Here is a 22,755-nt window from a genome sequence, read left to right as displayed (position 1 = left end):
TTATAGCTCCATTCCCTACGCACGTCCATGGCAGACGAGTCCCACGAGACGGCGACGCCACCGCGCCCGAAGGCGAGCGTCTGGCCGATGCTCATCGCGTTCGGGGTGGCGATCTCCGAGGTCGGCGTGCTGTTCGCCGTCCTCCCGCTGTCGGTGTTCGGCATCCTGCTCCTGATCGGTGGCATCGCCGGCATCGTCACCGAGACCGGCTACGTCGACCAGCCCTGGCCCACGTTGGGCGGGCTCGCAGTCGTCTTCGTCGCGGTCGGCGGCGCACTGTTCGCGACCAACGGCGGCGGCATCATGCAGAACGGCGACCTCATCGGAGTCCCGAACGGTATCGCGTACCGCGGGGTCTCCATCGCCGTCGCGGGCGTCCTCGGCCTCCTGCTCTCGGTCTACGGCCGCCTCCGGCTGGAGATACAGCCAACACACGGCGGCTGACCGACCGCGACAGAGCGGTGGCCCCCGGTTCGACGCTCGGCCGGTCCGGAAACGACAACCTATTTGGTCGCCCGTCCGAAGCCTCCCCCAACGATGGAGCAAGACCGGACGATATTCGACAAGGACACGTTCCTCGACCTGACGGTGAACATGATCCCGCTGTTCATCCTGGCGTTCTTCTTCGTGCTGTTCCTGCCGATGGTGTACGGCCCATTCGGCTGGGACGGGACGTACTCGCTGCTCCAGATCGGGCTCATCCTCGTACCCTTCGGGCTGCTGGCGATCCTGACGTACTTCTCAGCGGTCGCCATCGAGGGTGACGCCAACGAGACGGAGGCCCGCGAGGCAGCCGAGGAAGCGGCCGAACCGGAGACCGAGGTCGACGCCGACGACTCCGCGACCGACGAGGCCGACACCGTCGAGACGCCGACGACGAGCGAGGAGACGGACGCTGCCGACGACGAAGCGTAGTCGCCACACCCACCGCTCGTGTCTTCTCCCTCTCCTCCTTCGCGAGTGCCGTCACCCGATATCGGTTGCGTCGAGAAACGGACAACCGACGAGCATCCCGAACCTTTCTTTAGGGAGTAATCCTGAGAGACTCACATGGATATTAGCGGACAGATAGTGCTGACAGCCCTCATGGCTGTGTTCCTGTTCGGGGTCGTGCTGTTTCTGGCACGCGCCGCGGACTGGCGCACGTACACGCCGCTGGCTGGTGCCGGCTCCGGCATCGTCAGTCGCGAGGGCGGGTACGGACATGCTGAGAAACCGGCCGGGATATTCCGGTGGCTTACCACCGTCGACCACAAGGACATCGGCATCCTCTACGGCGTCTACGCCGTCCTCGCGTTCGCCTGGGGTGGCATCGCCGTCATCATCATGCGGACCGAACTGATCACCCCCGGTATCGACGTGACCGAGACGCTCTCGACCGCGATGGGCGTCAGCAGTGGACAGAACCTCTACAACGCCCTGCTGACGAGCCACGGCATCACGATGCTGTTCCTGTTCGGGACGCCCATCCTCGCCGCCTTCTCCAACTACCTCGTCCCGCTGCTCATCGACGCGGACGACATGGCGTTCCCGCGCATCAACGCCATCGCGTTCTGGATGCTCCCGCCGGGTGCGGTGCTCATCTGGGGCGGTTTCTTCATCGCGCCGTTCTTCGACAGCATCGCGCCGTCGATGGCCTCCTGGACGATGTACCCGCCACAGTCGGTCTCCCAGACCGCACAGGGGGGCGCTGCGTCGACCATCGCCGACCTCAACGCAGGAACCGACCTGATGCTGCTCGGGCTGCACCTCACCGGCGTCTCCGCCACCATGGGCGCGATCAACTTCATCGCGACCATCTTCACGGAGCGCGGTCCCGACGTCGGCTGGGACAAGCTCGACATCTTCTCGTGGACCATCCTCACGCAGTCCGCGCTCATCCTGTTCTCGTTCCCGCTCCTGGGCAGCGCGCTGGTCATGCTGCTGCTCGACCGTAACTTCGCGACGACGTTCTTCACGGCCGACGGGGGTGGCACCATCCTCTATCAACACCTGTTCTGGTTCTTCGGACACCCCGAGGTGTACATCCTCGTCTTGCCACCGATGGGCATCATCAGCTACGTGCTCCCGCGCTTCTCGGGCCGGAAGCTGTTCGGGTTCAAGTTCGTCGTCTACTCCACGCTGGCAATCGGCGTGCTCTCGTTCGGCGTGTGGGCTCACCACATGTTCTCGACGGGTATCGACCCGCGCATCCGCGCCTCGTTCATGGCCGTCTCACTAGCCATCGCAATACCGAGTGCGGTGAAGACGTTCAACTGGATCACGACGATGTGGAACGGGAAGATTCGCCTGACGACGCCGATGCTGTTCTGTATCGGCTTCGTCGGGAACTTCATCATCGGCGGTGTGACGGGCGTCTTCCTCGCCTCCATCCCCGTCGACCTCATCCTGCACGACACCTACTACGTCGTCGGCCACTTCCACTACGTCATCATGGGCGCCATCGCGTTCGCCGTGTTCGCGGGAGTCTACTACTGGTTCCCGCTCGTCACCGGGCGGATGTACCAGGTCACGCTCGCCAAGGCCCACTTCTGGCTCACGATGGTCGGGACGAACCTGACCTTCTTCGCGATGATCCTGATGGGCTACGCCGGCATGCCGCGTCGCTACGCGACGTACAACCTCATCACGGTCGGCCCCATCGACTTCATCCAGCTGCTCCACGTCCTCGCGACCGTCGGGGCGTTCATCCTGCTGGTCGCCCAGATCATCTGGCTCTGGAACATGGTCCAGTCCTACCTCGAAGGTCCGCGCGTCGGTCCCGACCCGTGGAACCTCGAAGAGGACGGCGTCGAATCCCGCGAGTGGGACTGGTTCGACGACCGTCTCGAGACGGCACTCACCGACGGTGGAGAGGCCGAGGACGCAGAAACCGACGCCTGAGCGGTTCGATTCTTCTTCGTATTCTTCCGGACGGCCAGCGCTAGCTCAGGACGAGCACGAAGCCGGTAACGAACATCAGCGTGACGATGCTGCCGAGGACGAGTCCGATCAGTTCCTTCTCGCTCATACCGCGTCCTATGGCGTACAGAGGGAAAGGCTAATCGTTGGCCAGCCCCCAGTCTCGCACGTGACAGAGACCGTCAGCGACCGGTTCCGGGGCAGACGCATCGTCGTCGCCATCTACCTGGCTGTCGTCGCACTCGCAGGTGTCTTCGGTGCATCCGTCGGCGTGTTGCTGCCCGTCAAGTCCGGGCGCGACATCCAGCAGGCGAGCTTCGCGGGCGCCGAGTTCGCGGTGACGCCGCTCAACTTCGCCATCTACGGCGTCGTGATGGTCGGCGTGACCCTCGGCGTTCTCCTCCTCGCGGTCCGATTCGTCTCGCGGTTCGACGACGGGTCGGTCGACGAGGGCTAGTCGCCCTCGACGCGCGAGGCGATGTCGTCGACGACGTCCGGGTTCCGCAGGGTCGAGGTGTCACCGAGCTCCTCGCCGTTCGCGATATCCTCGAGCAGCCGCCGCATGATCTTGCCCGAGCGCGTCTTCGGCAGTTCGGGCGTGAAGATGACCGCCTCGGGGCGGGCGATCGGGCCGATTGCGTCCTCGACGCCGTCGATTATCTTCTCGCGTAGCGCTGCACCCGGTTCGGAGCCGTCCTCGGTGATGACGTAGGCGTAGACGGCCTCGCCTTTCACGTCGTGGTGCCCGCCGACGACGGCGGCCTCCGCCACACCGGGCACGCCGACGATGGCGCTCTCGATCTCCATCGTCCCGAGCCGGTGCCCGGAGACGTTGAGTACGTCGTCGACCCGGCCCAGCACCGTGATGTAGCCGTCCTCGTCTATCTTCGCGCCGTCCTCCGGGAAGTACACCCAGCGGTCGGCGTCCGGGTCGGAGTACTCGCTCCAGTACTCGGAGACGAACCGCTCGTCGTTGTTGTACAGCGTTCGCAGCATCCCCGGCCAGGGGTCGGTGACGACGAGGTAGCCCGCCTCCCCGGCCCCGACCGGCTCGCCGGAGACGTCGACGACCTCAGCGGAGATACCCGGGAGCGGCGGGCCGGCCGAGCCGGGCTTCATCTCGCCGACGCCGGGCAGCGTCGTGACCATCATGCCGCCGGTCTCGGTCTGCCACCACGTATCGACGACGGGACAGGACTCGTCGCCGATATGCTTGTAGTACCACTTCCAGGCCCGGGGGTTGATGGGCTCGCCGACCGTGCCGAGCAGCCGCAGGCTCGACAGGTCGTGGGCCTCGGGGTACTCCGTCCCCCACTTCATGAACGCCCGGATGGCCGTCGGCGCGGTGTAGAACTGGTCGACCTGGTAGCGGTCAACCATCTCCCAGATGCGGTCGCGCTCCGGGTAGTCCGGCGTCCCCTCGTACATGAGCGTCGTCGTGCCGAGCGAGAGCGGCCCGTAGACGATGTAGCTGTGGCCGGTTATCCAGCCGATGTCGGCCGAACACCAGTACGTGTCTTCGGGCTTGACGTCGAGCACCGCGTGACTCGTCCACGACACGTAGCTCAGGTAGCCGCCGGTGGTGTGTTTCACCCCCTTCGGCTGGCCGGTCGTCCCGGAGGTGTACATCAGGAACAGCATGTCCTCGGCGTCCCGTGACACCGGTTCGACCCGCTCGCCGGCGTGGGATTCGACCAGGTCGTCATAGTCGTGGGCGTGCTCGCCGAGGAACACTTTGAGCTCGTCGCCGAGGCGATCCACGACGACGGTCTCGACGTCGTGCTCGACGCCACGCAGCCCCTCGTCGGCCTTCTCCTTGTGGTTCAACGCGTCGCCGCGGCGGTAGTAGCCGTCGCAGGTGACGAGATACTCCGAGTCCGCGGCGTTCATCCGCGTCGCGAGCGCGTCGGCGGAGAAGCCGGCGAAGACGACCGAGTGCGGCGCGCCGATGCGGGCACACGCCAGCATCGCAATGGGTAGCTCCGGCACCATCGGCATGTACAGCGTCACCACGTCGTCCTCCTCGACGCCCATATCGCGAAGGGCCGCCGCGAACTCGTTCACCTCGTTGTAGAGGTCGAGGTAGGTGTACGTGCGTGTCTCGCCGAGTTCGCCCTCCCAGCGGATGGCGGCCTGGTTCTTCCGGCCGTTCTCGACGTGGCGGTCGACGCAGTTGTACGAGGCGTTCAGCGTCCCGCCGGTGAACCACTCGTAGAACGGCGCGTCGCCCTCGTCGAGTACCTGGTCGTACTCGTCCTCCCAGTCGAGCAGGTCCGCAGCCCGCTCCCAGGCCTCCGGCTCCTCGAACTCCTCGTAGATGCCCTCGTCCGACACGTTCGCCTGCTCGACGAACGCGTCCGAGGGTTCGAAGGTGTCCTGTTCTGCCAGTCTGGCTTCGAGCTCCACCTCGGTTTCGTCGGTGCCGTCGGTCATAGTTCGTTGAAGACCGACGGTCATAAACGGGATAAGCGTTCCCCCGACGCCGGGGGTCGGTTACGTTCGGCTCTCGGGAACGGTCGTGACGACCGGGTCGGCCTGCTCGTCGATGCGGACCGTCACGCGGGGTACCTCGACGCCTGGTCCGGGGTCGAGAGTCCGCTGGTGCCAGTCGTGGTCGTCGACCTGCACCGCGTCCGTGTACACCCCTCGCGTCGCTTTCCACCCGGAGTCGACGTAGTAGTTACCGAGCACCTCGTTCTCTTTCCGTTCCACCGTCCGCCGGACGCCCGCGACGACCGATCCGTCGCGAAGGAGGACGAGTGCGACGACGGGGGACTCCGTGTCGGCGTTGTCGACTGCCATCGACGGGACGACGATTCTGTTCGGGGAGCTATCGTTCGACAGACAACCCGCCGAAAGCAGACCGACGGAGGGCACAGTCGAGAGGAGGCTTCGTCTGTCGAGTGTGGTCGGGGGCGCACGTCCGCAGTGGGTTCCGGACTGAAATGAACAGCTACTCGGCCCTCCGTCGTCGACCAGTAGCCGATGAGCAACGCGTACACGGTCCACGAGGACCGCCTCGACGCCCGCCTCGCCGACGCCGAGTTCGCCATCGCCGTCGTGACGGCGACCAAGCCGGACTTCTACAAGCAGGCCCCAGTCGTCACCGCCGCCGACGAACTGGGCGTGCCCTGCTTCATCCTCCACACCGGCCAGCACTACGACGACCTGCTCGGCCACGGGCTGGCGGAGTACGGCGTCGAGGACCACATCGGTGTCGACCTGGGGGTCCGCGGCGGCCTTTCCCAGAAGACCGCCGAAGTCACGAGCCGGGTCGACCGGTTCACCGACTATCTCGACGAACACCACCCGGAGACGACGGTCGTCCCCCTCGTCCACGGTGACACGCACGCCGCCGCGACGGTCCCACAGGCCTGGGCCTTTGCCACCGGCCAGCAGGTCGCCCACAACGAGGCCGGACTGCGCGGGATGGCGCCGGACTACGACGCGGTCGACCGGGACGGCCTCGGCGTCGGCGACGCGGACGCCGTCGACGCGTTCGTCGAGGCGCAGTTCGAGGGCGACTGGCACGTCGACCGCTCCGAGCCGTTCCCCGAACAGTACGACACCTTCGTCGGCTCCGCGGCGTCGCTCTACCACTTCGCGCCGGTCGAACTGAACCGCGAGCACCTCGTCCGGGAGGGATACCCCGAAGAGCGGGTGCCGGTCGTCGGCAACAGCGTCGTCGACGCCATCGCGGCCAAGCGCGAGGCCGACCTGGACGAGAGCGTCTTCGACGTCTACCCCGAACTCGAGGCCCGGGACGACTGGCTCCGCGTCGACATCCACCGGCGCGCGAACCTGCTCCCCGGCCGCTTCCGCGCCATCGTCGAGGGCGTGATTTCCCTCGTCGAGGACGGCTACAACGTCAACTTCGTCGAACTCACGGCGACCCGCAACGCGCTCGAGGCGACGGGGCTGCGCGAGAAACTGCTCGAACTCGACGAGACACGGGCGAATTTCCTCTTCACCGGGCTCTGGAAGAAGCACGCCCACGTCTACGAGTTCCTCGAATCGGGGCAGTGCATGGCGGAGTTCACCGACTCCGGCAGCATGCAGGAGGAGCTGAACCACATCGAGGAGGCAGCGTGTCTCACTGCGCGGTTCAACACCGACCGCCCCGAGACGGTGTTCGAGGCGAACACGAACCTGCTCGTGCCGCCCATCTCCGGTGAGTTCGTGGCGACGGCGGTCCGCCGGGTCTGCGAGGACGACGCGCTGCTGGCGACGATGCGGGACGGGCCGGAGCTCTACGGTGAGAACGTCGGGCAGGAGATCGTCTCGTTCATGGACGAGCACCGCGACGAGCCCGTGGAGTGGTCCCACGAGCGCGCGGGCTTCGACCTCGGCGAGACGACCGGGATGGACTACCTGTAACTCAGGCCAGCCCGATCTGCTCGGAGTACGCGCCGTACTCCGCCTCGAACACCTTCATTATCTCGCCCATCGTCGCGTACTCCTTGACCGCGTCGACGATGCACGGCATGACGTTCTCCCCGGCGTCGATGGCGGCCTCGAGGTCGTCGAGTGCGGCCTCGACGGCCTCGTCGTCGCGCTCGGACTTCACCCGCTCGAGCCGGTCGAGCTGGCGCTTCTGGGTCTCCTCGTCGACCTTCAGGATCTCGGGCTCGGTGTCCTCCTCGATGGTGTACTTGTTCACCCCGACGACGATCTCCTCGTCCGCCTCGACGCGCTCCTGGTACTCGTAGGAGGCCTCCTGGATCTCGCGGAGGAAGAAGCCCTGGTCGATGCCCTCGAGCACGCCGTCGCGCACGGAGCCCTCGCCCATCTCCCTGATCTCGTCGATGTACTCCATCGCCTGCTGCTCGACCTGGTCGGTGAGCGCCTCGATGGCGTAGCTCCCGCCCATCGGGTCGACGATGTCGGCGGCGCCGGACTCCTCGGCGATGATCTGCTGGGTGCGCAGCGCGACCCGGACCGCGCGCTCGGAGGGCAGCGCCAGCGCTTCGTCGAAGCTGTTCGTGTGCAGCGACTGGGTGCCGCCCATCACGCCCGCGAGCGCCTGGATGGTGACGCGGACCACGTTGTTCAGGGGCTGCTGTGCGGTCAGCGACTGGCCGGCGGTCTGGGTGTGGAACTTCAGGCGCTTGGATTCGGGCTTCTCGGCGTCGTACCACTCGTCCATCACCCGGGCGTAGATGCGTCGCGCGGCGCGGAACTTCGCGATCTCCTCGAAGATGGAGTTGTGAGAGTTGAAGAAGAACGAGAGCCGCGGGGCGAAGTCGTCGACGTCGAGGCCGCGGTCCATCGCGTCCTCGACGTACGCGAACCCGTCGGCGAGGGTGAAGGCGAGCTCCTGGACCGCCGTCGAGCCGGCCTCCCGGATGTGGTAGCCGGAGACGGAGATGGGGTGGATACGCGGGGTCTCCTCGGTGGCGAACTCGACGGTGTCGGTGACCAGGTCGAGGCTCGGCTCCGGCGGGATGACCCACTCCTTCTGTGCGATGAACTCCTTGAGCATGTCGTTCTGCATGGTCCCGCTGATCTCGTCGCGCGGGACGCCACGCTGGTCGGCGAGGGCGACGTACATGGCGAAGATGACCGGCGCGGACGGGTTAATCGTGAAGGAGGTCGAGATCTCGCTCAGGTCGATCCCATCGAACAGGATCTCCATGTCCCGCAGCGTGTCGACCGCGACGCCCTCCTTGCCGACCTCGCCGTCAGAGAGCGGGTCGTCGGAGTCCTTGCCCATCAGGCTCGGCATGTCGAACGCCGTCGACAGCCCCGTCTGACCCTCGTCGATGAGGTAGTGGAACCGCTCGTTGGTCTCCTCGGCGGTCCCGAAGCCGGCGAACTGCCGCATCGTCCACGTTCGACCGCGGTACATCGTCGGGTACGGCCCACGCGTGTACGGCTCCTCACCGGGGAAGCCCAGGTCTTCATCGTAGTCCAGGTCATCCACGTCCTCGGGCGTGTACAGCCGGTCCACGTCCATGTTCGACACCGTGGCGAACCGGTCCTTGCGCTCCCCGAAGCGGTCCAGTACCGGCTCCAGCGTCTCGGACTCCCACTCCTCACGCCCCTCGCGGATCTCGGCGAGGTCGTCGTCGTCGTACATGGGCGTAAGTATTGCCGGACCGGGCAATAATGGTTCGGTACCGGTCACCGGTGGGCGCAGTAGCTTCGCCACCCGCTCTCGCCGTCTCCAACCGGGCACCGACTGCCGGCGGCGCCCCGGTCCGTCTCCCGGCTCAGAACGCGCCGAAGACGGTCTCGAAGTACGGCTCGACGAGCGGTGCGATGCCGGCCACGTCGAACACGGCGAGCAGGTAGTAGAGGGCGACGGGGAGCATGATGGCCCCGGTGAGACGGTTGATGGCGGTGCTTCACCTGCGCCATCGACGGAGCTACACTCACCGCTCCGACGGAAAGCTGGCGATCCTCAGACGAGGAGGCTCACGAGCCGCATCTCGGCGCTGTAGACGTGGTTCAGCATGAGGTAGGTGACGACGCCGAGCGTGAGCGAGAGGATCCACGAGCCGGCGGCGATGCGGCCGACGCGCTTGTGGGCAGTGTCCCGGAGCTCACCGGGCGAGTGCGTCAGCCCGAGCAGCAGCGCGTACAGCACCACCGGCACGGACACCACGGAGAGTACGATGTGGATGGCGAGCATGATGAGGTACGCCCCGTAGACGAGGTCGGGCGCGCCGACCATCGCCTTCTCGCCGCCGCCGCCGACCTTCGTGAGGTAGAGCACCAGGAACACGAGGATGAGGCTGAACGATGTCGCCATCGCGGCCCGGTGCTTTTTGACCTCGCCGTTGCGGATCCAGTACCAGCCGAGCGCGAGCGATATCGTCGCGACCGTGTTGACGACCGCGATAGCGTGCGAGAGCAGGTCCGTCGTTTCCCTGCCGAGCTCCGGATAGATGGGAAAGAGCCCGGCGAACGTGCCGAGGACGAGCGCGTAGCCGAGAGCGGAGAGGACGACTGTCGTGGTCAGTACGTTCTCCCGGACCGTCCCGCGTACGTCTGAGGTGGCCATTGTCGGGGCTTAGGAGTGGGGTGTCATCGTCCTTGCGCTTCCGACGGACGGCGGGAATGCCACCGTCATTGAATTATTACAGCCATAGTTGAAGAACGGGCGGCGAGGGCGTCGTCGGTTCCGTTAAAGTAAAACGCGGGCGACCGGAAGGTGGACGTATGAGTACCGACCAGTCGCAGCGGTCGATTCGGTGTCTCGTGGCCAAGGTCGGGCTGGACGGCCACGACCGTGGCGCACACGTCATCGCACGGGCGTTCCGTGACGCCGGCTTCGAGGTCATCTACTCCGGACTGCACAAGGCCCCCGACGAGATCGTCCAGGCGGCGGTCCAGGAGGACGTGAACGTACTGGGCATCTCCATCCTCTCGGGTGCCCACAACACGCTCGTCCCGAAGATTGTCGAGGGGCTGAAAGAGTACGACGCGTTCGACGACACGCTCATCCTCGTCGGCGGAGTCATCCCCGACGACGACAAGGCCGAGCTGAAGGAGCTGGGCGTCGCCGAGGTGTTCGGTCCCGGCACCCCGATGGAGGAGACGGTCGAGTACGTCCGCGAGAACGCGCCCGAACGATGAGCGAGTCGGCGGGACTGCTCGACGACCTGCTCGCGGGGAAACACCGCGCGCTGGCTCGGGTCATCACGAAGATCGAGAACCGCGACCCCGGCTACCGCGAGCTCGTCTCCGGGCTCTACGAGCACACTGGCAACGCAGAGGTCATCGGCATCACGGGGAGCCCCGGCGCGGGCAAGTCCACGCTGGTCGACAAGCTCGCCGAGCACTACCGTGAGCAGGGCGAGACCGTCGGCGTCGTCGCCATCGACCCCTCGTCGCCATACACCGGGGGCGCGGTGCTCGGCGACCGCATCCGGATGGCGTCGAACGTCGGCGACATGGACGTGTTCTTCCGGTCGATGTCCGCCCGCGGCAACCTCGGTGGGCTCTCGACCGCGACCGCAGATGCGGTCAAGGCGATGGACGCCTTCGGCAAGGACAAGGTCATCATCGAGACCGTCGGCGCGGGCCAGAACGAGATCGACATCGTCGGCGCGGCCGACACCGTCACCGTCCTCGTCCCGCCCGGCGCGGGCGACAACGTCCAGATGCTCAAGGCCGGTATCCTCGAGATCGCGGACATCTTCGTCGTCAACAAGGCAGACATGGACGGCGCGGACAGGACGGTCCAGGAGCTGACCGAGATGGTCCACCTCGGTCAGGGCTCGACGACGGTGGACGCCGGGCACCACGGCTTCGACGAGGTCGAGATGGACCTCGACATGCCGACCGACACCGACCCGTGGAAGCCACCCATCGTGGAGACCGTCGCCACCGATGGGGAGGGCGTCGTCGACCTCGTCGAGACGTTCACCGAGCACCGGACGTTCCTCGAGGCGTCCGGCGAACTCACGCGCCGCCGCCGCCAGCGCGTCGCCGAGGAGATCCGGACCCTCCTGCGGGACGACGCGGCGGGGCTGGTCGAGGACGAACTCGACGACCAGGGTGGCGTCGGCACGTTCGTCGACGGCGTGATGGCCGGCGACACCGACCCGTACACCATCGCGGACGACGTGATGGGACCCATCCGCGACTGCATCGAAGAACAGTAGCCGGTCGCCGCCCGTTCTCACCTCGCTGGACGAACCGTGACGCCTATGTCCGGCTCTTCCCTAGCCGCCGCTATGGACCGCCGGACACTCCTCGCGTCGGTCGGCACCGCCACCGCAGTCGGGCTCTCGGGCTGTCTCGCGCTCTCCTCGAACTCCCGAACGAACTGCGGCGAGGCCTGTAACATCGGCATGTCGGCGAACGCTTTCCGCCCGGGCGAGTTCGAGGTCGCCGTCGGCGAGAGCGTCGTCTGGAAGAACACCTCCAGCAAGGCTCACACCGTCACCGCCTACGAGGGGGGTATCCCCGAGGACGCTGCCTACTTCGCCTCGGGCAAGTTCGACGACGAAGACGCCGCTCGCAACGCCTGGTTCAACAGCCGCGGGGGCGCTATCCCCGTCGGCGAGACGTTCGAACACACGTTCGAGGTGCCCGGCGAGCACGCCTACGTCTGTATCCCTCACGAACGCGGCGGCATGACCGGAAAAATCGTCGTGACGGAGTAGTCCGTCGACCGCTTACGCTTCGTCGTCGTCCTCGACGTCGACGTCATCCTCGTCGACGTCGACTGCGGCCTCTTCCTCTGCGGCGACTTCCTCGGGACGGGCCTCGAGGGTCGACTTCTTGATCTCGACGCGGCGCAGCGGGTAGATGGTCTTCGCCTCGCCGTAGATGGCGGACGAGAGACGCCCCTCGACGACAGAGTCGATGAGCTCCTCGAACGTACGCTCCGCTGCGGCCTCCTCGACGATGTCGACCATCGTCTCGCGGATGGCGCGCTCCTGGCTGTGGTCGGCCTTCTTCGTGGTGAACGCGACGGGCTGGATCTGGACGCGGTAGTCGTCCGTCGTCAGCACGGTCACGTAGGCGTCGATCTTCGACGCGCCGCGGCGGACCAGGCTGCGCAGGTAGTCACGGGTGAGCTCGTGCTTCACGAACTCCGTGTACGCGGCGTCGGAGCCGACGTCCGTGATCTTGAACTTCAGCTTGGTGTTGTTCTCGCTGGCGTTGCCGTTCAGGTCGCCCAGCGTGGTTTCGATGGTGCGGTCGAGCACCTTCTCCGGTTCGTCTGCGGGTGTGTCACCGAGTTCGGCCCGGTCGAACTGCTCCGGGGCGTGCACGGTGTACCACCGCTTCTCTTGTTTCTTGCGGGAAACGGATCGTTCGCTCATGGTTTAGATTTGCTGTGTCGGTCTGCGTGCTGTACCACTCTGTCCGCGACGTCGACGTTCACGACGTAGTCGTCGACGGTCGACTGGAGGCCGCCGGTCGTCTCGCGCTCGATGTGCGTGACCACCGCGTCCCCCTCGACCGTCGTCTGCATCTCGTCGGTGTTGTCCGGGCGGAGCGCTGCCGCGATCAGCTGCGGGTCTGCGTGCTCCGTCCGGACCGTCGCTCGTCTCATAGTACCTCCCTGAACGCGTGGATGAACTCCTTCGTCTCGCACGCGTAGGTCGCGTAGCCCGTCGTGGCGGTGCCGTCGTAGCTGCCGCCGGTGCGCGTGACCGTCCGGGCCATCGCACCGCCGATGCCCCGGTCCTCGACCGCTGCTGCGGCCGCGGCGTCGTCGGCGAGCGCCAGGGCGACCGGCTCCGGCGACCGGAAGTCCCGGAGCAGTCGCGCGACCACCGGCGCGGGCGCGTCGTCGTCGACGCGAGCGACGAACAGGCCGTCGTACCGGCCCGTCGTCGCCGTCGCCAGCGCCTCGTGGGCGCGTGCGGCTGTCTCCCGCCACGCCTCGATGGCCGCATCGGCCACGTCGTGCCCGAGCGCCAGCGCGACGCCGGTCCCGGGTGCGGTCGCGGCCGTACACGAGAGCAGGTCGGCGAGCCCGGCGACCGACGCGGTCGGGGAATCGGGCGTCGCGTACGGCCTGAGCCCCCGCTCGACTGCGAGGCCGGCACGGTCGGTCGCGCCGTCGTCCGTGACGGTCTCGACCGCTGCCAGCGACGCGAACTGACGCCTGGCCGACTCGTCGGCGTCGCCGCCGAGGTCGCCGGCCGCATCGGTGAGCGCCGACGCCGCGTCGACGCCCGCCGAGAACGGCCCGTGCAGCCACGTCGAGTGGGCCACGTCCGTCGGGTCGTCGGTCGGCAGGGCGACACCGGGACGACGGACCACGCGGCCCGTCGTCTCCGCGGCATCGACCAGCCGCTCCGTCGCGCCCGCGCCCGGCGTCGCGCCCGCCGCGACAGCGCCAGCCAGTGCCAGCACTGCATCGGGTGCGCCGCCGAGCTCGTTCGCCAGTCGCCAGGCCGCCACGCTCGCCGGCTCGTCGGACGGGTCGAGGTGGACGGCGTCGGCATCGGACTCGCCGACGACGAGCGTGCGCCCGTCGCGGTCGTCGCCCGTCCCCGCGCGCCCAGTGCGCTCGGCGACGGTCCGTCCGACGCTCACCTGGAACGGCGTCCCGTCGTCGGCCAGCGCCCGTGCGACCAGCCCCGCCGCTGCGAGGCTGTCGCCGTCGGCGCGTGCCACGACGTGGACGAACGGGGCGCCTGCGAGGGCGGCGGCGACGTCGCTCGCCGACCCTGCGTCCCCGTCCGCTGTGCGACCCGTGTGCGACATTCAGTTACTCGAGGAGTTCGACGGCTACGTCGTAGGAGTACTTGAAGTCCTCGTCGAGCTCGTCGCCACGGTAGTAGGAGACCAGGCGACGGACCTTCGACTCGGTGTTCTGCAGGGCGCGCTTGTTCTGGTGGTCGAGCGGGTGCTCCTCCATATGCTCGCGGAGGCGCACGGCTCGCTCCATCAGGTTGTACAGGTCCTCGGGCAGCTCCGAGCCAGCGTCGTGCTCGTCGAGAATCTCGGTGAGCTTCTTGCCCGTGGCCAGCTTCACGTCCGGAATCGGTGTGCCGGTGACGCCCTCGTCACGCAGCTTCATACCGATCTGGGACGGCTCGTAGCCCTGTTCTGCCAGTTCGACGACGCGGGATTCGATATCCTCGGCGTCGACGTCGCTCCACTCCGGCGGCTCGTCCGTCACGGGTTTGTCCGAACCGGACTGCCCGCGACGGCGGGTATGCATTCGTGCCATAGTCTGAGGATAGGAACAACAGACCGCGCGAGACGAATCCAGTCGCCAGTCTGTCGGCACTGGCGACCGGGAGCACCTCCGCAATCCCAAGCCATCGAAGTCGATGGCGAGTCAGATTTGCGGCCGTGCTGTTCCCGAAAAGTCGTTTCGGCGTCGCGAGTAAAAGGATTGCTACTCGCGTCCGCGTGTGACCCCCACTCCCCGACGGAGATTCGAGGGGTTTATCAATACCTCGCGGTGTACGTTTGACTGCGTTCGAGGGCTCGTAGATCAGTGGTAGATCACTCCCTTGGCATGGGAGAGGCCCCGGGTTCAAATCCCGGCGAGTCCACTACCTTTTCTCGACGATACACGACGAGCTACCGGCATCGTCGCATACAGCGGCCGAACGACGACTGGAACGCACCGGCGGGCCAACGAGTATGTCCACCAGCATCACGGGCAGATTCGACAGGTAGGCGAAAAGTATACTCCGCCACGCCACGCCATTCGAAGTATGCGCGGGACCACGGACCGCATCGCACTCGACATCCACGTTCACAGCGATGCGTCCTACGACGGCCACGAGCCGATAGAGCTCGTGCTCGAACACGCTGCCGACATCGGTCTCGACGGTGTGGTCATCACGGACCACGACCGTATCGAGGCGTCACGCGAGGCCGCGAAACTCGCTCCGGAGTTCGGGCTGACCGGTATCCCTGGTGTCGAGGTGTCCACCGAACACGGGCACCTCCTCGCTGTCGGCGTCGAGGAACGCCCGCCAGCGGGGAAACCCTTCGACGAAACTGTCCACCGAATCCGTGAGTTCGGTGGTGCGGCCGTCGTTCCACACCCGTTCCAGCGGACCCGCCACGGCGTCCGGAAGCGCAACGTCACGGACTGCGACGCCATCGAGACCTACAACTCGATGCTGTTCACGGGCTACCAGAACCGTCGCGCGAGACGGTTCGCCCGAGCACGCGGCTACGCGGAGGTCGGCGGGAGCGACGCCCACCACCTCATGAACGTCGGCCGTGCGGTGACTGTCGTGGACCTGGAGGACCCCGTCGAACGGGTCGGTGATGTCGCCATCGACCAAGTCGTCGACGCCCTCCGTGCGGGCCGAACACGTGTTCACGGCATGCGGACGCCCGTCCACCGGAGCGCCATCCAGTACGGCGTCGGTGCGACCCGGAAAGTCGCATACCTGCTCACGTCTCGTCTCCCGTACGTTCGACCGCGGCCCCGCGCAGTCGCCGAGTTCATGGCGGAAAACTGAGTACGATCGCATTCTCACGTTACTGGCGAACCCTGGCAGCTGTTGCTAGGGTTTATAACCCATCGCAGCTAAATTTTATACAGATTGCATGAGAATTTATGCTGTCGCCGTGCTCCTCCTGACACAGGCCGTCCTCCCCGGTGCGGTCGCCGCCGCGAACGACGGACCGACACCCTCCCTCTCGGCGCCAAACGAAGCGCCGCTTACGGAGGCCGGACTGGACCAGCGCGTCCCCCGCGGTCGAACCGTACTCCTCGATGGACGCGGGTCACGCGACCCGGACGGAACCGTCACCGACTTCGAGTGGACGATCACCCACCCGGATGGCTCGGAGTTGGTGCCCGACTGTTCGACGTGCCCGCGTACCACCTTCGAACCGAACGAAACCGGTACGTACGAGGTCCGACTGACCGTCACCGACGACGACGGCGCCAGCACCTCGGACTCGATGTTCGTCGAGGTGACGACCGGCACCGGACCGACGGTCTCGCTCTCCGGGCCACCGACCACCACGACCGGCGCTGGAGCTGAATTCGTCGCCGACGCTCAGGCGGGGAGTACCGAACTCGACCGCATCGAGTGGCGCGTCGACGGCACCGTCGTCGCTACGAGTGACCTCGACGGCGCAGCCGAGAACGCGACTCTGGAGGGGACCTTCCCCAGCCCCGGCGCCTATACCGTTTCAGCACGCGTGTTCGACGCCTCCAACCGCAGTGATTCGGACACGCGACCAGTCTCGGTCACCGGCGTCTCAGCGCCGGGGAACGGCACTACACCGAACGGAACCACGCCGAACGGCAGCCTACCAGTGCTCCCCGGTCCCGGAAACCCGGGCGGTCCGAGTAACCCGAGCGGTCCCGGGAATCCCAGCGAGCCGAGTAATCCGGGCGGACCCGGGGCCCCTGGCGGCCCCGAAAACGGCACTGGAGACGCCACCACCCTCGCCGACCAGTACGAGCCTGCAGTCCGTGGTCCACAGGTGGTTACCGGCTCGCAACCGCTCCGGGCATCGTACCGGATCGACGACGCCCCACCGGCGACCGCGCTCCAGCGCGTCGTCTGGTTCCGTGGCGACGGACGGTTCGACGCCGGCGACTCGACCAGTCTCGACTGGGCGCCCGGTGACCACCGGCTGTTCGCCATCGTGGACTACACCGACGGTTCGAGTGACGTCGTGACCTTCCCGAACGACCGAACTCGTGTCGTCGCCGACCCACAGCCGTCGCTCGCGCTCTCCGACCTCGCTGCCGCCGGCAGCATCAGCGGAACGTTCACCGCCGGCGACGACTACGGCAACCTCGTCGATGTCGTCGTCGAGGTCGACGGCCGAACCGTCTACGAACGCCACGCCAGCCGTGCCGGGAGCCGGCCGACGCTCGGGTCCCGCGTCGAGTCGGAGTTCGAACGTACCGGCATCGAGCCGAACTCGACCCACGAGGTCGTCGTTCGGGCGACCGACGGCCGTGGACAGACTGTGACGCTGCGGCGCGAGGTCACATCGTCCAACGAGATCGAGGTCGTGAGAGCGGGCTTCGTGAATACACCCGTGGATTCGTACCACGAACGACTCGATCCCGAGCGGTACACGGCGCATCACGTGGTTGAAGTAAGGTTGAATGGGAATAATCCTGAATCTATTCAATCAGAGTATGACTTCAGTCCGGGTACTGATAGACTTCATCCGGACGTTCAAACCAGGGAAATAATCCAACGCGATAATGGCAATGTTCTTTTAATCCACTCCTATTGGTCTGCTGCTAGCCCAGATGAATATCGCGTGTCATACGATATACAATCCAGCCAAACTGGGTTAATACAAGGAGATTCGGAATTCACAGTAGAACGGAGCGATCCCATTCTGGTGGTGACCACCCGGACGGCCGGAACAGAACCCCAGACTAAAAACTGGGGATTCGTCGTTGATGCATCGCGTTCGTTTGATCCTGACCACACCATACTGGACTATTACTGGACTGGTAGTGTAGAATTAGCTGGAGAGTCTCCTAAAGTTGGGAAGTTTAGGTCGAGGGAACTCGGAGGGTTGGAAGTGGAGGACCAGAATGGTGGGTTCAGCGCTCGTCGGTGTTGTTTCCTGCAATTCTTCACACCCCAGATTGAATCGGTGAAACAACTAGACGAAGGCCCATTCAACGCCACAGAGACGGTCAGGTTCGAAGTACAGTCGGATGATTGGGCCTTCGCGAAGACCTTGGATAGCTACGGTGTGGGACTATCGTACGGCTCGAATTCGAGATACATCAGTGTGGTAGAAGACGAACGAGTTTCACAAGGTTATGATACCGGGGCTAGTGGCTCAGAACAGCGTCAAGAGTTCCAGCGTGCCATTATCGAGGTACAGGCTGCTGCGCTCTCGGAGGAAACTTTGCAACCGACGGTCTCACTTTACAACGAGGAGAATCCTGGACGGATTCGAGACAACGTGACACTTCCCACTGTCGAAGTGAACAATCAAACTACGACACAACAGTTCCGTGAGAACGTGAGTGTCGAGACTTTGGTCTATCGGGTGACCAGAGAGAACGGCACCCTGCAGGCCACTGTTTCGAACCTTGAAGAGTTACAGGTGTATCTCAGAAATGGGTACGAGACAGTTGAGCAGAACGATCGCACAACTGGAGTAATGCTGGAGCAGAAAACTGAACGTGAAGTGACCCAGACCGAACGAATCTCGTTTGGGTCTCGACAAGACCGAGCGGCGTATCTCCGCAACAACTCAAACACACATGCTGCAGGTTCAAGGGCTCAAGCGGTTGTAAAGCAGCAGACTGAGTACGTATGGCGGGATTCCCAATCGGGAAGCGGAGTCCTTACCGGAGAGACCAGACAACATACGATTCCGGCGCAGACCCGAACCCTTCGCGAGTACCAGACACAGGTCCATCGGACCCGAACCGTCACTGAAATGGTTCGCAAGCCATTCCAAAGAACGGTTGAGCGAACCGTCGAACGCACAAGGACTCGGTGTAACCATATCGTTGGGTGTTACGAGGGGACGGTTACCGAAACCGTCACTGAAACCGTTACCCAGTACCGGGAGGTAACGCGAACCCGAGAGGTAACTTGGTGGGACCGGTCAACGTACTGGAGCACGCATCCCCACTCGGGCAGTGACATTCCTACGGGTCATACAAAGGAGGTGGTGGTCCAAGGGCCACAGCAGATACAGCAGTACCAATTTGCCATTGAAACACAGGAACGAACCACCAGAGAGAGGTTCTTCGCAATTCGCAGCCAGTCGGAGACGGTCGTGGAGTGGCAAGCGTATCGGAACACGGAGAATCTGGTGATTGCACGGCGGCTTGCTAGGCAAGACGAAATTAGGGTCGGTGAGGTTAACAAAATCCAATCGTGGGTGGTCGCAAAGCATGGTGAGACCACTGAGGTTGTCTCCGAATACGAGGAGCGGTCGAACGTAATCGAAACGATAGCGATCGTAACTGGCGAGGTAAAGGAGAGAAAATTTAACCCTGTTACTGGAGATACTGAAGTAATGACCGTGAGAACCTTTCGTGAAGAAGTCAGACATGAGGGGCCTGTAGATACTCAATACATAATTGAATATATGAGGGGTCAGAAAACAAACTGCTCAAAAGGTGAAACCTGTGAAAATTAAAAGGACGATAATGATTCTCACAGTCCTGTCCCTAACTGTGCAACTCGGGTTTTTAGTTTCAGCAGGCCCTGTCTCATCTGCTAGTAGTGGGCCTTCCACAGACCGTGTCATCGAATCAGAAAAGGGAGTCATCTATACAATCGATTTGAATCTGGAGGATCTGGTACTAAATATCTCTGCTCATAACCCAAATGACGAATCTGTCAGTTCTTGGCTCGACGTTAGGATCGATAGAACAACTGTCAGGAATGGGGAACTAAATCTGTCTGCGCAAGAATATCGAAATACTTCGTATAACTTATCAAACTCCATAGCAGCCACTCGAGACCGCCATCAACTCACAGTAGGGACTGTAGGAGACTTGACTACATATGGGTTTGAATTAGTTCTAAACTCTTCAAATGGCGTTCCACTTCCTGAGATCGAGAACGTCGAAGTTACGAGAGCAACCCTTGACGGAGAAGAGACGACAGCACTCAGAATCACAGTCAGAAACGAAGCCAACGTTCAGTACCTCACAGACATTCGAGTCACGACACTCGAAACCAATTCCGGGGGACACAGTGGTCGAGTCCCAATCGAGGAGACCCGACGGACAGTCCTCATCCCGTTGAACGAAGAGCCCGAGATGATTGTCGCCGGCGAGGTCAGGCTGTACACGGGCTGGGTCCACAACGAGTCCCGAATATCGGATCAGGTCGAGTTCGAGGGGACGGTCGACGGCGAGACGGCGGTGTGGGACCGGGAGTTCGAGCCGATCCAGATCGACTACGCGAACCGGGACGTCGAGGAGTACCAGTATCAGAACGCGACGGTGAAGTCGAAGAACGACGAGATCTGGCGTGAGCGGCTGAAGCCGGTCGCAGCGGTTGCGGGTGTGCTGCTGGTCGGAATCCTGCTCGTGGTGTCGGTGCTCTCGCGGCGTCGGTAGTCAGAGCTGTTTCCGGACGAGCCGTGCGATCTCGTCGACGTCGTACTCGTCTTCATTCTTGTCGAAGACGGTCTGGCCGTCGACGCTGACGGTGAAGATACCGTGGTCGCCCGTGCGGAGTGTGACGCTGTCGAGCTGGTCGCCGAAGCTCGAGAGGAGGACGTGCTGGACGTCTTCGGCGCGGTTGAGGAAGCCACACGGGACGCAGTACTCGATCTCGATGTCGGTCATGGGTGACGCTTCGAACCGCCTGTGGAAAAGCAACGGGGTGCGTGGGAGAACTCAGTCGGAGCCGTAGGTCTCCGCGAGCGCGTCGAGTGCATCGTGGTGTTCGGTGGTGTGTGGTGCGGTGAGTGGGGAGACGCTGATGTGTCCGTCGGCGACGGCGTGGCGGTCGGTGCCCTCCGGGTCGGGGATTTCCCCTGCGGCCATGCGTTCCCAGACGCGGTCGTGGAGCGAGACGATGCCGTTGTCGACCGTCGCGTCCATGTCGTACATGTGCGACGGGCGCGTGATCTCGATGTCACCGGTGCAGTAGTCGGGGACGGGTGCGTTGAGGTTGAGGTAGTCGGCGTTGTCGAACACACCGGCACCGAGGGCGTGCTCCACGAGGTAGGTGGTGGCGCGCGTCGCCTCGGCGTAGTTCGATTCGGAGACGTCGACGTCGGTCCACTCGCGGTCTTCGTCCGGGTCCACGGGGACGTACAGGGAGGCTGCGATGGCGGGAACGTCGAAGAAGGCGGCTTCGACGGCGGCGCTGACGGTGCCGGAGCGGCCGAGAACGTAGTGACCGAGGTTCGCGCCCTTGTTGCAGCCGGAGACGACCAGGTCTGGGTCGGTGCAGATGGCCTGGAGTCCGGCGACGACGCAGTCCGTAGGGGTGCCTTCGATGGCGTAGCCGAGTTCGTGCTCGGTGATATCGACGTGGCTCGAGATGGCACGACCGACGGCGCTCTGGTCGGTCGCGGGCGCGACGGCAGTGACGTCGCCGAGTTCCGAGAGCGAGTCGTAGAGGGCTCTGAACCCCGGACTCTCGATTCCGTCGTCGTTGGTGAGGAGGATGTCGAGGTCGTCGTCCATGCGAGGTGGCTCGGAGTGGGTGGGCAAAAGGCCACCGTTCGGGGAACCACGAGGGCGGTGTGGGCGGCGCTGGCCGTCGGTCAGTCGGCGTTCGTCGGCTGTAGCCCGCCGGTATCGGGCGCCCGTTCGTCCGGCGTGAGGTAGCACTGCGGGTCGGGTGCGAAGGGGTCGTCGTGGATCGCGAGCGACCGGAGCGGCGAGCCACCCTTGCAGATGTCGGCGTACTGGCAGTCGGTGCAGCGTCCCTGGAGTCTGTCGTCGCGGGACCGGAGCGCGTTCACGAGTGGGTTCGAGTCGTCCTCCCAGATGGCGCCGAAGGAGCGGTCGCGAACGTTGCCGAGGCTGTAGGACTGCCAGAACTGGTTGAGGTGGACGTTGCCCTGGTAGTCGATGTCTGCGACGCGCTCGCCGGCGGGGTCACCGCCGTTGGTCTCCAGATACCGTCGAACAGTCCGGGCGCGTTCCTCGCTCATCTCGCGGCGGGCGTACTCCGTGATGTAGCCGGCGTCGGCGTAGTTCCCGACGAGGAGCGTCTCTATTTCGTGGCCGTCCTCGTGATAGGCTCGGGTGAGGTCACAGACCTCGCGGACCGCCTCGCGCCGTTCCGCCGTCGAGAGATCGGTGTCAGAGATGTCTGCGCCTCGGCCGCCGTAGGCGAGGTGGTAGAAGCAGAAGCGGTCGAGCCCGGTGTCGGCCAGCAGGTCGACGATGTCGCGCAGGTCGTCGCGGTTGTGTTGCGTGATGGTGTACCGGAGGCCGGTCTTCAGCCCGGCGTCGAGGCAGTGTTCGATGCCTCGAACCGCGGCGTCGAACGCGCCGTCCTGCCCGCGGAAGTGGTCGTTCGTCTCGGCCATCCCGTCGACGGAGATGCCCGCGTAGGCGAGCCCTGCGTCGGCGAGCTGCTGGGCGCGTTCCGCGGTGATGAGCGTCCCGTTCGTCGAGAGGACGGGCCGGAGCCCCACGTCGGCGGCGTAGTCGACGAGGTCGACGAGGTCGGACCTGACGAGGGGTTCGCCACCGGAGAACAGGACGACGGGCACACCGTAGTCCGCGAGGTCGTCGAGCAGTCGTTTCCCTTCCCGGGTCGAGAACTCGCCGTCGGCCCCGCTGTCGCAGGCACTCGCGTAGCAGTGCTCGCAGTAGAGGTTGCACCCGCGCGTCGTGTTCCAGACGACGACCGGCCGACGCTGTTTCTTCTCGGAGATCTGTTCCTTGTCCGATTCGTTGGCGGCGTCGTACCGGAGGCCGTCGCCTTCGGCGTCGAGCCCGCACAGGAGCTTCGAGACTGATATCATGGTTCGGTG

Annotated in this window: 22 protein-coding genes and 1 tRNA gene; 12 read left to right on the top strand and 11 right to left on the bottom strand. The window is 64.7% G+C overall.

Annotated features, from left to right (window positions below):
• Positions 1 to 27: 27 nt before the first annotated feature.
• The 4 genes from NO978_RS13885 (at position 28) to NO978_RS13870 (ending at position 3,358) form a co-directional block, all read left to right on the top strand.
• The gene (locus NO978_RS13885) at positions 28 to 444 is read left to right on the top strand and encodes a cox cluster protein (RefSeq protein ID WP_257300192.1); all 417 of its coding nucleotides are present in this window, start codon (positions 28 to 30) and stop codon (positions 442 to 444) included.
• 93 nt (positions 445 to 537) lie between these two features.
• Positions 538 to 915 (top strand): DUF6684 family protein, encoded by a 378-nt coding sequence (locus NO978_RS13880; protein ID WP_257300191.1) that lies wholly within the window; start codon positions 538 to 540, stop codon positions 913 to 915.
• A 135-nt stretch (positions 916 to 1,050) separates the two neighbouring features.
• Positions 1,051 to 2,883 carry a cbb3-type cytochrome c oxidase subunit I gene (locus NO978_RS13875; RefSeq protein WP_257300190.1) on the top strand — a complete coding sequence of 611 codons (1,833 nt, stop codon included), beginning with the start codon at positions 1,051 to 1,053 and terminating at the stop codon, positions 2,881 to 2,883.
• A gap of 187 nt (positions 2,884 to 3,070) precedes the next feature.
• Positions 3,071 to 3,358, top strand: a complete 288-nt coding sequence (locus NO978_RS13870) for a cox cluster protein (protein ID WP_257300189.1) — start codon at positions 3,071 to 3,073, stop codon at positions 3,356 to 3,358.
• Here NO978_RS13870 and acs read toward each other — a convergent pair.
• Together acs and NO978_RS13860 are read right to left on the bottom strand one after the other, a co-directional pair.
• Entirely contained in the window at positions 3,355 to 5,334 is a 1,980-nt protein-coding gene (gene acs / locus NO978_RS13865) for an acetate--CoA ligase (RefSeq protein WP_257300188.1), read from the bottom strand. The genes NO978_RS13870 and acs overlap by 4 nt on opposite strands.
• 60 nt (positions 5,335 to 5,394) lie before the next feature.
• Positions 5,395 to 5,703, bottom strand: a complete 309-nt coding sequence (locus tag NO978_RS13860) for a hypothetical protein (RefSeq protein WP_257300187.1) — start codon at positions 5,701 to 5,703, stop codon at positions 5,395 to 5,397.
• Positions 5,704 to 5,886: 183 nt separating this feature from the next.
• Here NO978_RS13860 and NO978_RS13855 point away from each other — a divergent pair, with 183 nt between their 5' ends.
• Positions 5,887 to 7,278 carry a UDP-N-acetyl glucosamine 2-epimerase gene (locus tag NO978_RS13855; protein ID WP_257300186.1) on the top strand — a complete coding sequence of 464 codons (1,392 nt, stop codon included), beginning with the start codon at positions 5,887 to 5,889 and terminating at the stop codon, positions 7,276 to 7,278.
• Between the two features lies 1 nt (position 7,279).
• On the opposite strand, the gene NO978_RS13850 is transcribed toward NO978_RS13855, so the two are convergent.
• Together NO978_RS13850 and NO978_RS13845 are read right to left on the bottom strand one after the other, a co-directional pair.
• The gene (locus tag NO978_RS13850; protein WP_257300185.1) at positions 7,280 to 8,980 is read right to left on the bottom strand and encodes a methylmalonyl-CoA mutase family protein; all 1,701 of its coding nucleotides are present in this window, start codon (positions 8,978 to 8,980) and stop codon (positions 7,280 to 7,282) included.
• A 324-nt stretch (positions 8,981 to 9,304) separates the two neighbouring features.
• Positions 9,305 to 9,907, bottom strand: coding sequence for a DUF420 domain-containing protein (locus tag NO978_RS13845; protein WP_257300184.1), 603 nt, complete (start codon positions 9,905 to 9,907; stop codon positions 9,305 to 9,307).
• Positions 9,908 to 10,065: 158 nt separating this feature from the next.
• Here NO978_RS13845 and NO978_RS13840 point away from each other — a divergent pair, with 158 nt between their 5' ends.
• From NO978_RS13840 to NO978_RS13830, 3 genes are all read left to right on the top strand, one after another.
• Positions 10,066 to 10,482, top strand: a complete 417-nt coding sequence (locus tag NO978_RS13840) for a cobalamin B12-binding domain-containing protein (protein WP_257300183.1) — start codon at positions 10,066 to 10,068, stop codon at positions 10,480 to 10,482.
• Positions 10,479 to 11,513: a methylmalonyl Co-A mutase-associated GTPase MeaB gene (meaB, locus tag NO978_RS13835; RefSeq protein ID WP_257300182.1), complete on the top strand. Its 1,035-nt coding sequence runs from the start codon at positions 10,479 to 10,481 to the stop codon at positions 11,511 to 11,513. The genes NO978_RS13840 and meaB overlap by 4 nt, the downstream gene beginning before the upstream one ends.
• 72 nt (positions 11,514 to 11,585) lie before the next feature.
• Positions 11,586 to 12,017: a plastocyanin/azurin family copper-binding protein gene (locus NO978_RS13830; protein ID WP_257300181.1), complete on the top strand. Its 432-nt coding sequence runs from the start codon at positions 11,586 to 11,588 to the stop codon at positions 12,015 to 12,017.
• 12 nt (positions 12,018 to 12,029) lie between these two features.
• Here the strand turns inward: NO978_RS13830 and NO978_RS13825 are convergent, their stop codons facing one another.
• From NO978_RS13825 to NO978_RS13810, 4 genes are read right to left on the bottom strand one after another with little or no spacing between them, the layout of a single operon-like run.
• The gene (locus NO978_RS13825) at positions 12,030 to 12,683 is read right to left on the bottom strand and encodes a 30S ribosomal protein S3ae (protein WP_257300180.1); all 654 of its coding nucleotides are present in this window, start codon (positions 12,681 to 12,683) and stop codon (positions 12,030 to 12,032) included.
• Positions 12,680 to 12,916: a KEOPS complex subunit Pcc1 gene (locus NO978_RS13820; RefSeq protein ID WP_257300179.1), complete on the bottom strand. Its 237-nt coding sequence runs from the start codon at positions 12,914 to 12,916 to the stop codon at positions 12,680 to 12,682. The genes NO978_RS13825 and NO978_RS13820 overlap by 4 nt, the downstream gene beginning before the upstream one ends.
• Positions 12,913 to 14,079 (bottom strand): exonuclease RecJ, encoded by a 1,167-nt coding sequence (locus tag NO978_RS13815; RefSeq protein ID WP_257300178.1) that lies wholly within the window; start codon positions 14,077 to 14,079, stop codon positions 12,913 to 12,915. The genes NO978_RS13820 and NO978_RS13815 overlap by 4 nt, the downstream gene beginning before the upstream one ends.
• A gap of 4 nt (positions 14,080 to 14,083) precedes the next feature.
• Positions 14,084 to 14,548: a 30S ribosomal protein S15 gene (locus tag NO978_RS13810; protein ID WP_257300177.1), complete on the bottom strand. Its 465-nt coding sequence runs from the start codon at positions 14,546 to 14,548 to the stop codon at positions 14,084 to 14,086.
• 259 nt (positions 14,549 to 14,807) lie between these two features.
• On the opposite strand from NO978_RS13810, the gene NO978_RS13805 reads away from it, so the two are divergent.
• The 4 genes from NO978_RS13805 (at position 14,808) to NO978_RS13790 (ending at position 20,371) form a co-directional block, all read left to right on the top strand.
• Positions 14,808 to 14,879: transfer RNA gene (locus NO978_RS13805), tRNA-Ala, on the top strand.
• Positions 14,880 to 15,044: 165 nt separating this feature from the next.
• The gene (locus NO978_RS13800) at positions 15,045 to 15,806 is read left to right on the top strand and encodes a PHP domain-containing protein (protein WP_257300176.1); all 762 of its coding nucleotides are present in this window, start codon (positions 15,045 to 15,047) and stop codon (positions 15,804 to 15,806) included.
• 109 nt (positions 15,807 to 15,915) lie between these two features.
• Positions 15,916 to 19,440, top strand: coding sequence for a PKD domain-containing protein (locus NO978_RS13795; RefSeq protein WP_257300175.1), 3,525 nt, complete (start codon positions 15,916 to 15,918; stop codon positions 19,438 to 19,440).
• Positions 19,441 to 20,050: 610 nt separating this feature from the next.
• Complete coding sequence (locus NO978_RS13790) at positions 20,051 to 20,371, top strand: hypothetical protein (protein WP_257300174.1); 321 nt, start codon at positions 20,051 to 20,053, stop codon at positions 20,369 to 20,371.
• Here NO978_RS13790 and NO978_RS13785 read toward each other — a convergent pair whose 3' ends face one another.
• The 3 genes from NO978_RS13785 to NO978_RS13775 all read right to left on the bottom strand — a co-directional run bounded on the left by NO978_RS13785 (position 20,372) and on the right by NO978_RS13775 (position 22,746).
• A complete protein-coding gene (locus tag NO978_RS13785) occupies positions 20,372 to 20,602 on the bottom strand; it encodes a SelT/SelW/SelH family protein (protein WP_257300173.1) in 231 nt (76 codons plus the stop codon).
• A 51-nt stretch (positions 20,603 to 20,653) separates the two neighbouring features.
• Entirely contained in the window at positions 20,654 to 21,451 is a 798-nt protein-coding gene (gene surE, locus NO978_RS13780) for a 5'/3'-nucleotidase SurE (RefSeq protein ID WP_257300172.1), read from the bottom strand.
• Positions 21,452 to 21,531: 80 nt separating this feature from the next.
• Positions 21,532 to 22,746, bottom strand: a complete 1,215-nt coding sequence (locus NO978_RS13775) for a TIGR04347 family pseudo-SAM/SPASM protein (protein WP_257300171.1) — start codon at positions 22,744 to 22,746, stop codon at positions 21,532 to 21,534.
• Positions 22,747 to 22,755 lie beyond the last annotated feature (9 nt).

This window comes from Haloarchaeobius sp. FL176, assembly GCF_024609245.1.
Taxonomy (GTDB): Archaea; Halobacteriota; Halobacteria; order Halobacteriales; family Natrialbaceae; genus Haloarchaeobius.
The sequence above is the reverse complement of the archived record's forward strand: the minus strand, read 5'-3'. Positions and strand labels throughout refer to the sequence as shown.

Coding starts and splice junctions, on each gene's coding strand:
- NO978_RS13855 (WP_257300186.1), top strand. CDS start 5,887: ATGAGCAACGCGTACACGGTCCACGAGGACCGCCTCGACGCCCGCCTC.
- NO978_RS13845 (WP_257300184.1), bottom strand. CDS start 9,907: ATGGCCACCTCAGACGTACGCGGGACGGTCCGGGAGAACGTACTGACC.
- NO978_RS13875 (WP_257300190.1), top strand. CDS start 1,051: ATGGATATTAGCGGACAGATAGTGCTGACAGCCCTCATGGCTGTGTTC.
- NO978_RS13825 (WP_257300180.1), bottom strand. CDS start 12,683: ATGAGCGAACGATCCGTTTCCCGCAAGAAACAAGAGAAGCGGTGGTAC.
- NO978_RS13775 (WP_257300171.1), bottom strand. CDS start 22,746: ATGATATCAGTCTCGAAGCTCCTGTGCGGGCTCGACGCCGAAGGCGAC.
- NO978_RS13815 (WP_257300178.1), bottom strand. CDS start 14,079: ATGTCGCACACGGGTCGCACAGCGGACGGGGACGCAGGGTCGGCGAGC.
- NO978_RS13820 (WP_257300179.1), bottom strand. CDS start 12,916: ATGAGACGAGCGACGGTCCGGACGGAGCACGCAGACCCGCAGCTGATC.
- NO978_RS13800 (WP_257300176.1), top strand. CDS start 15,045: ATGCGCGGGACCACGGACCGCATCGCACTCGACATCCACGTTCACAGC.
- NO978_RS13840 (WP_257300183.1), top strand. CDS start 10,066: ATGAGTACCGACCAGTCGCAGCGGTCGATTCGGTGTCTCGTGGCCAAG.
- NO978_RS13830 (WP_257300181.1), top strand. CDS start 11,586: ATGGACCGCCGGACACTCCTCGCGTCGGTCGGCACCGCCACCGCAGTC.
- NO978_RS13860 (WP_257300187.1), bottom strand. CDS start 5,703: ATGGCAGTCGACAACGCCGACACGGAGTCCCCCGTCGTCGCACTCGTC.
- NO978_RS13850 (WP_257300185.1), bottom strand. CDS start 8,980: ATGTACGACGACGACGACCTCGCCGAGATCCGCGAGGGGCGTGAGGAG.
- NO978_RS13785 (WP_257300173.1), bottom strand. CDS start 20,602: ATGACCGACATCGAGATCGAGTACTGCGTCCCGTGTGGCTTCCTCAAC.
- surE (WP_257300172.1), bottom strand. CDS start 21,451: ATGGACGACGACCTCGACATCCTCCTCACCAACGACGACGGAATCGAG.
- NO978_RS13810 (WP_257300177.1), bottom strand. CDS start 14,548: ATGGCACGAATGCATACCCGCCGTCGCGGGCAGTCCGGTTCGGACAAA.
- NO978_RS13885 (WP_257300192.1), top strand. CDS start 28: ATGGCAGACGAGTCCCACGAGACGGCGACGCCACCGCGCCCGAAGGCG.
- acs (WP_257300188.1), bottom strand. CDS start 5,334: ATGACCGACGGCACCGACGAAACCGAGGTGGAGCTCGAAGCCAGACTG.
- meaB (WP_257300182.1), top strand. CDS start 10,479: ATGAGCGAGTCGGCGGGACTGCTCGACGACCTGCTCGCGGGGAAACAC.
- NO978_RS13880 (WP_257300191.1), top strand. CDS start 538: ATGGAGCAAGACCGGACGATATTCGACAAGGACACGTTCCTCGACCTG.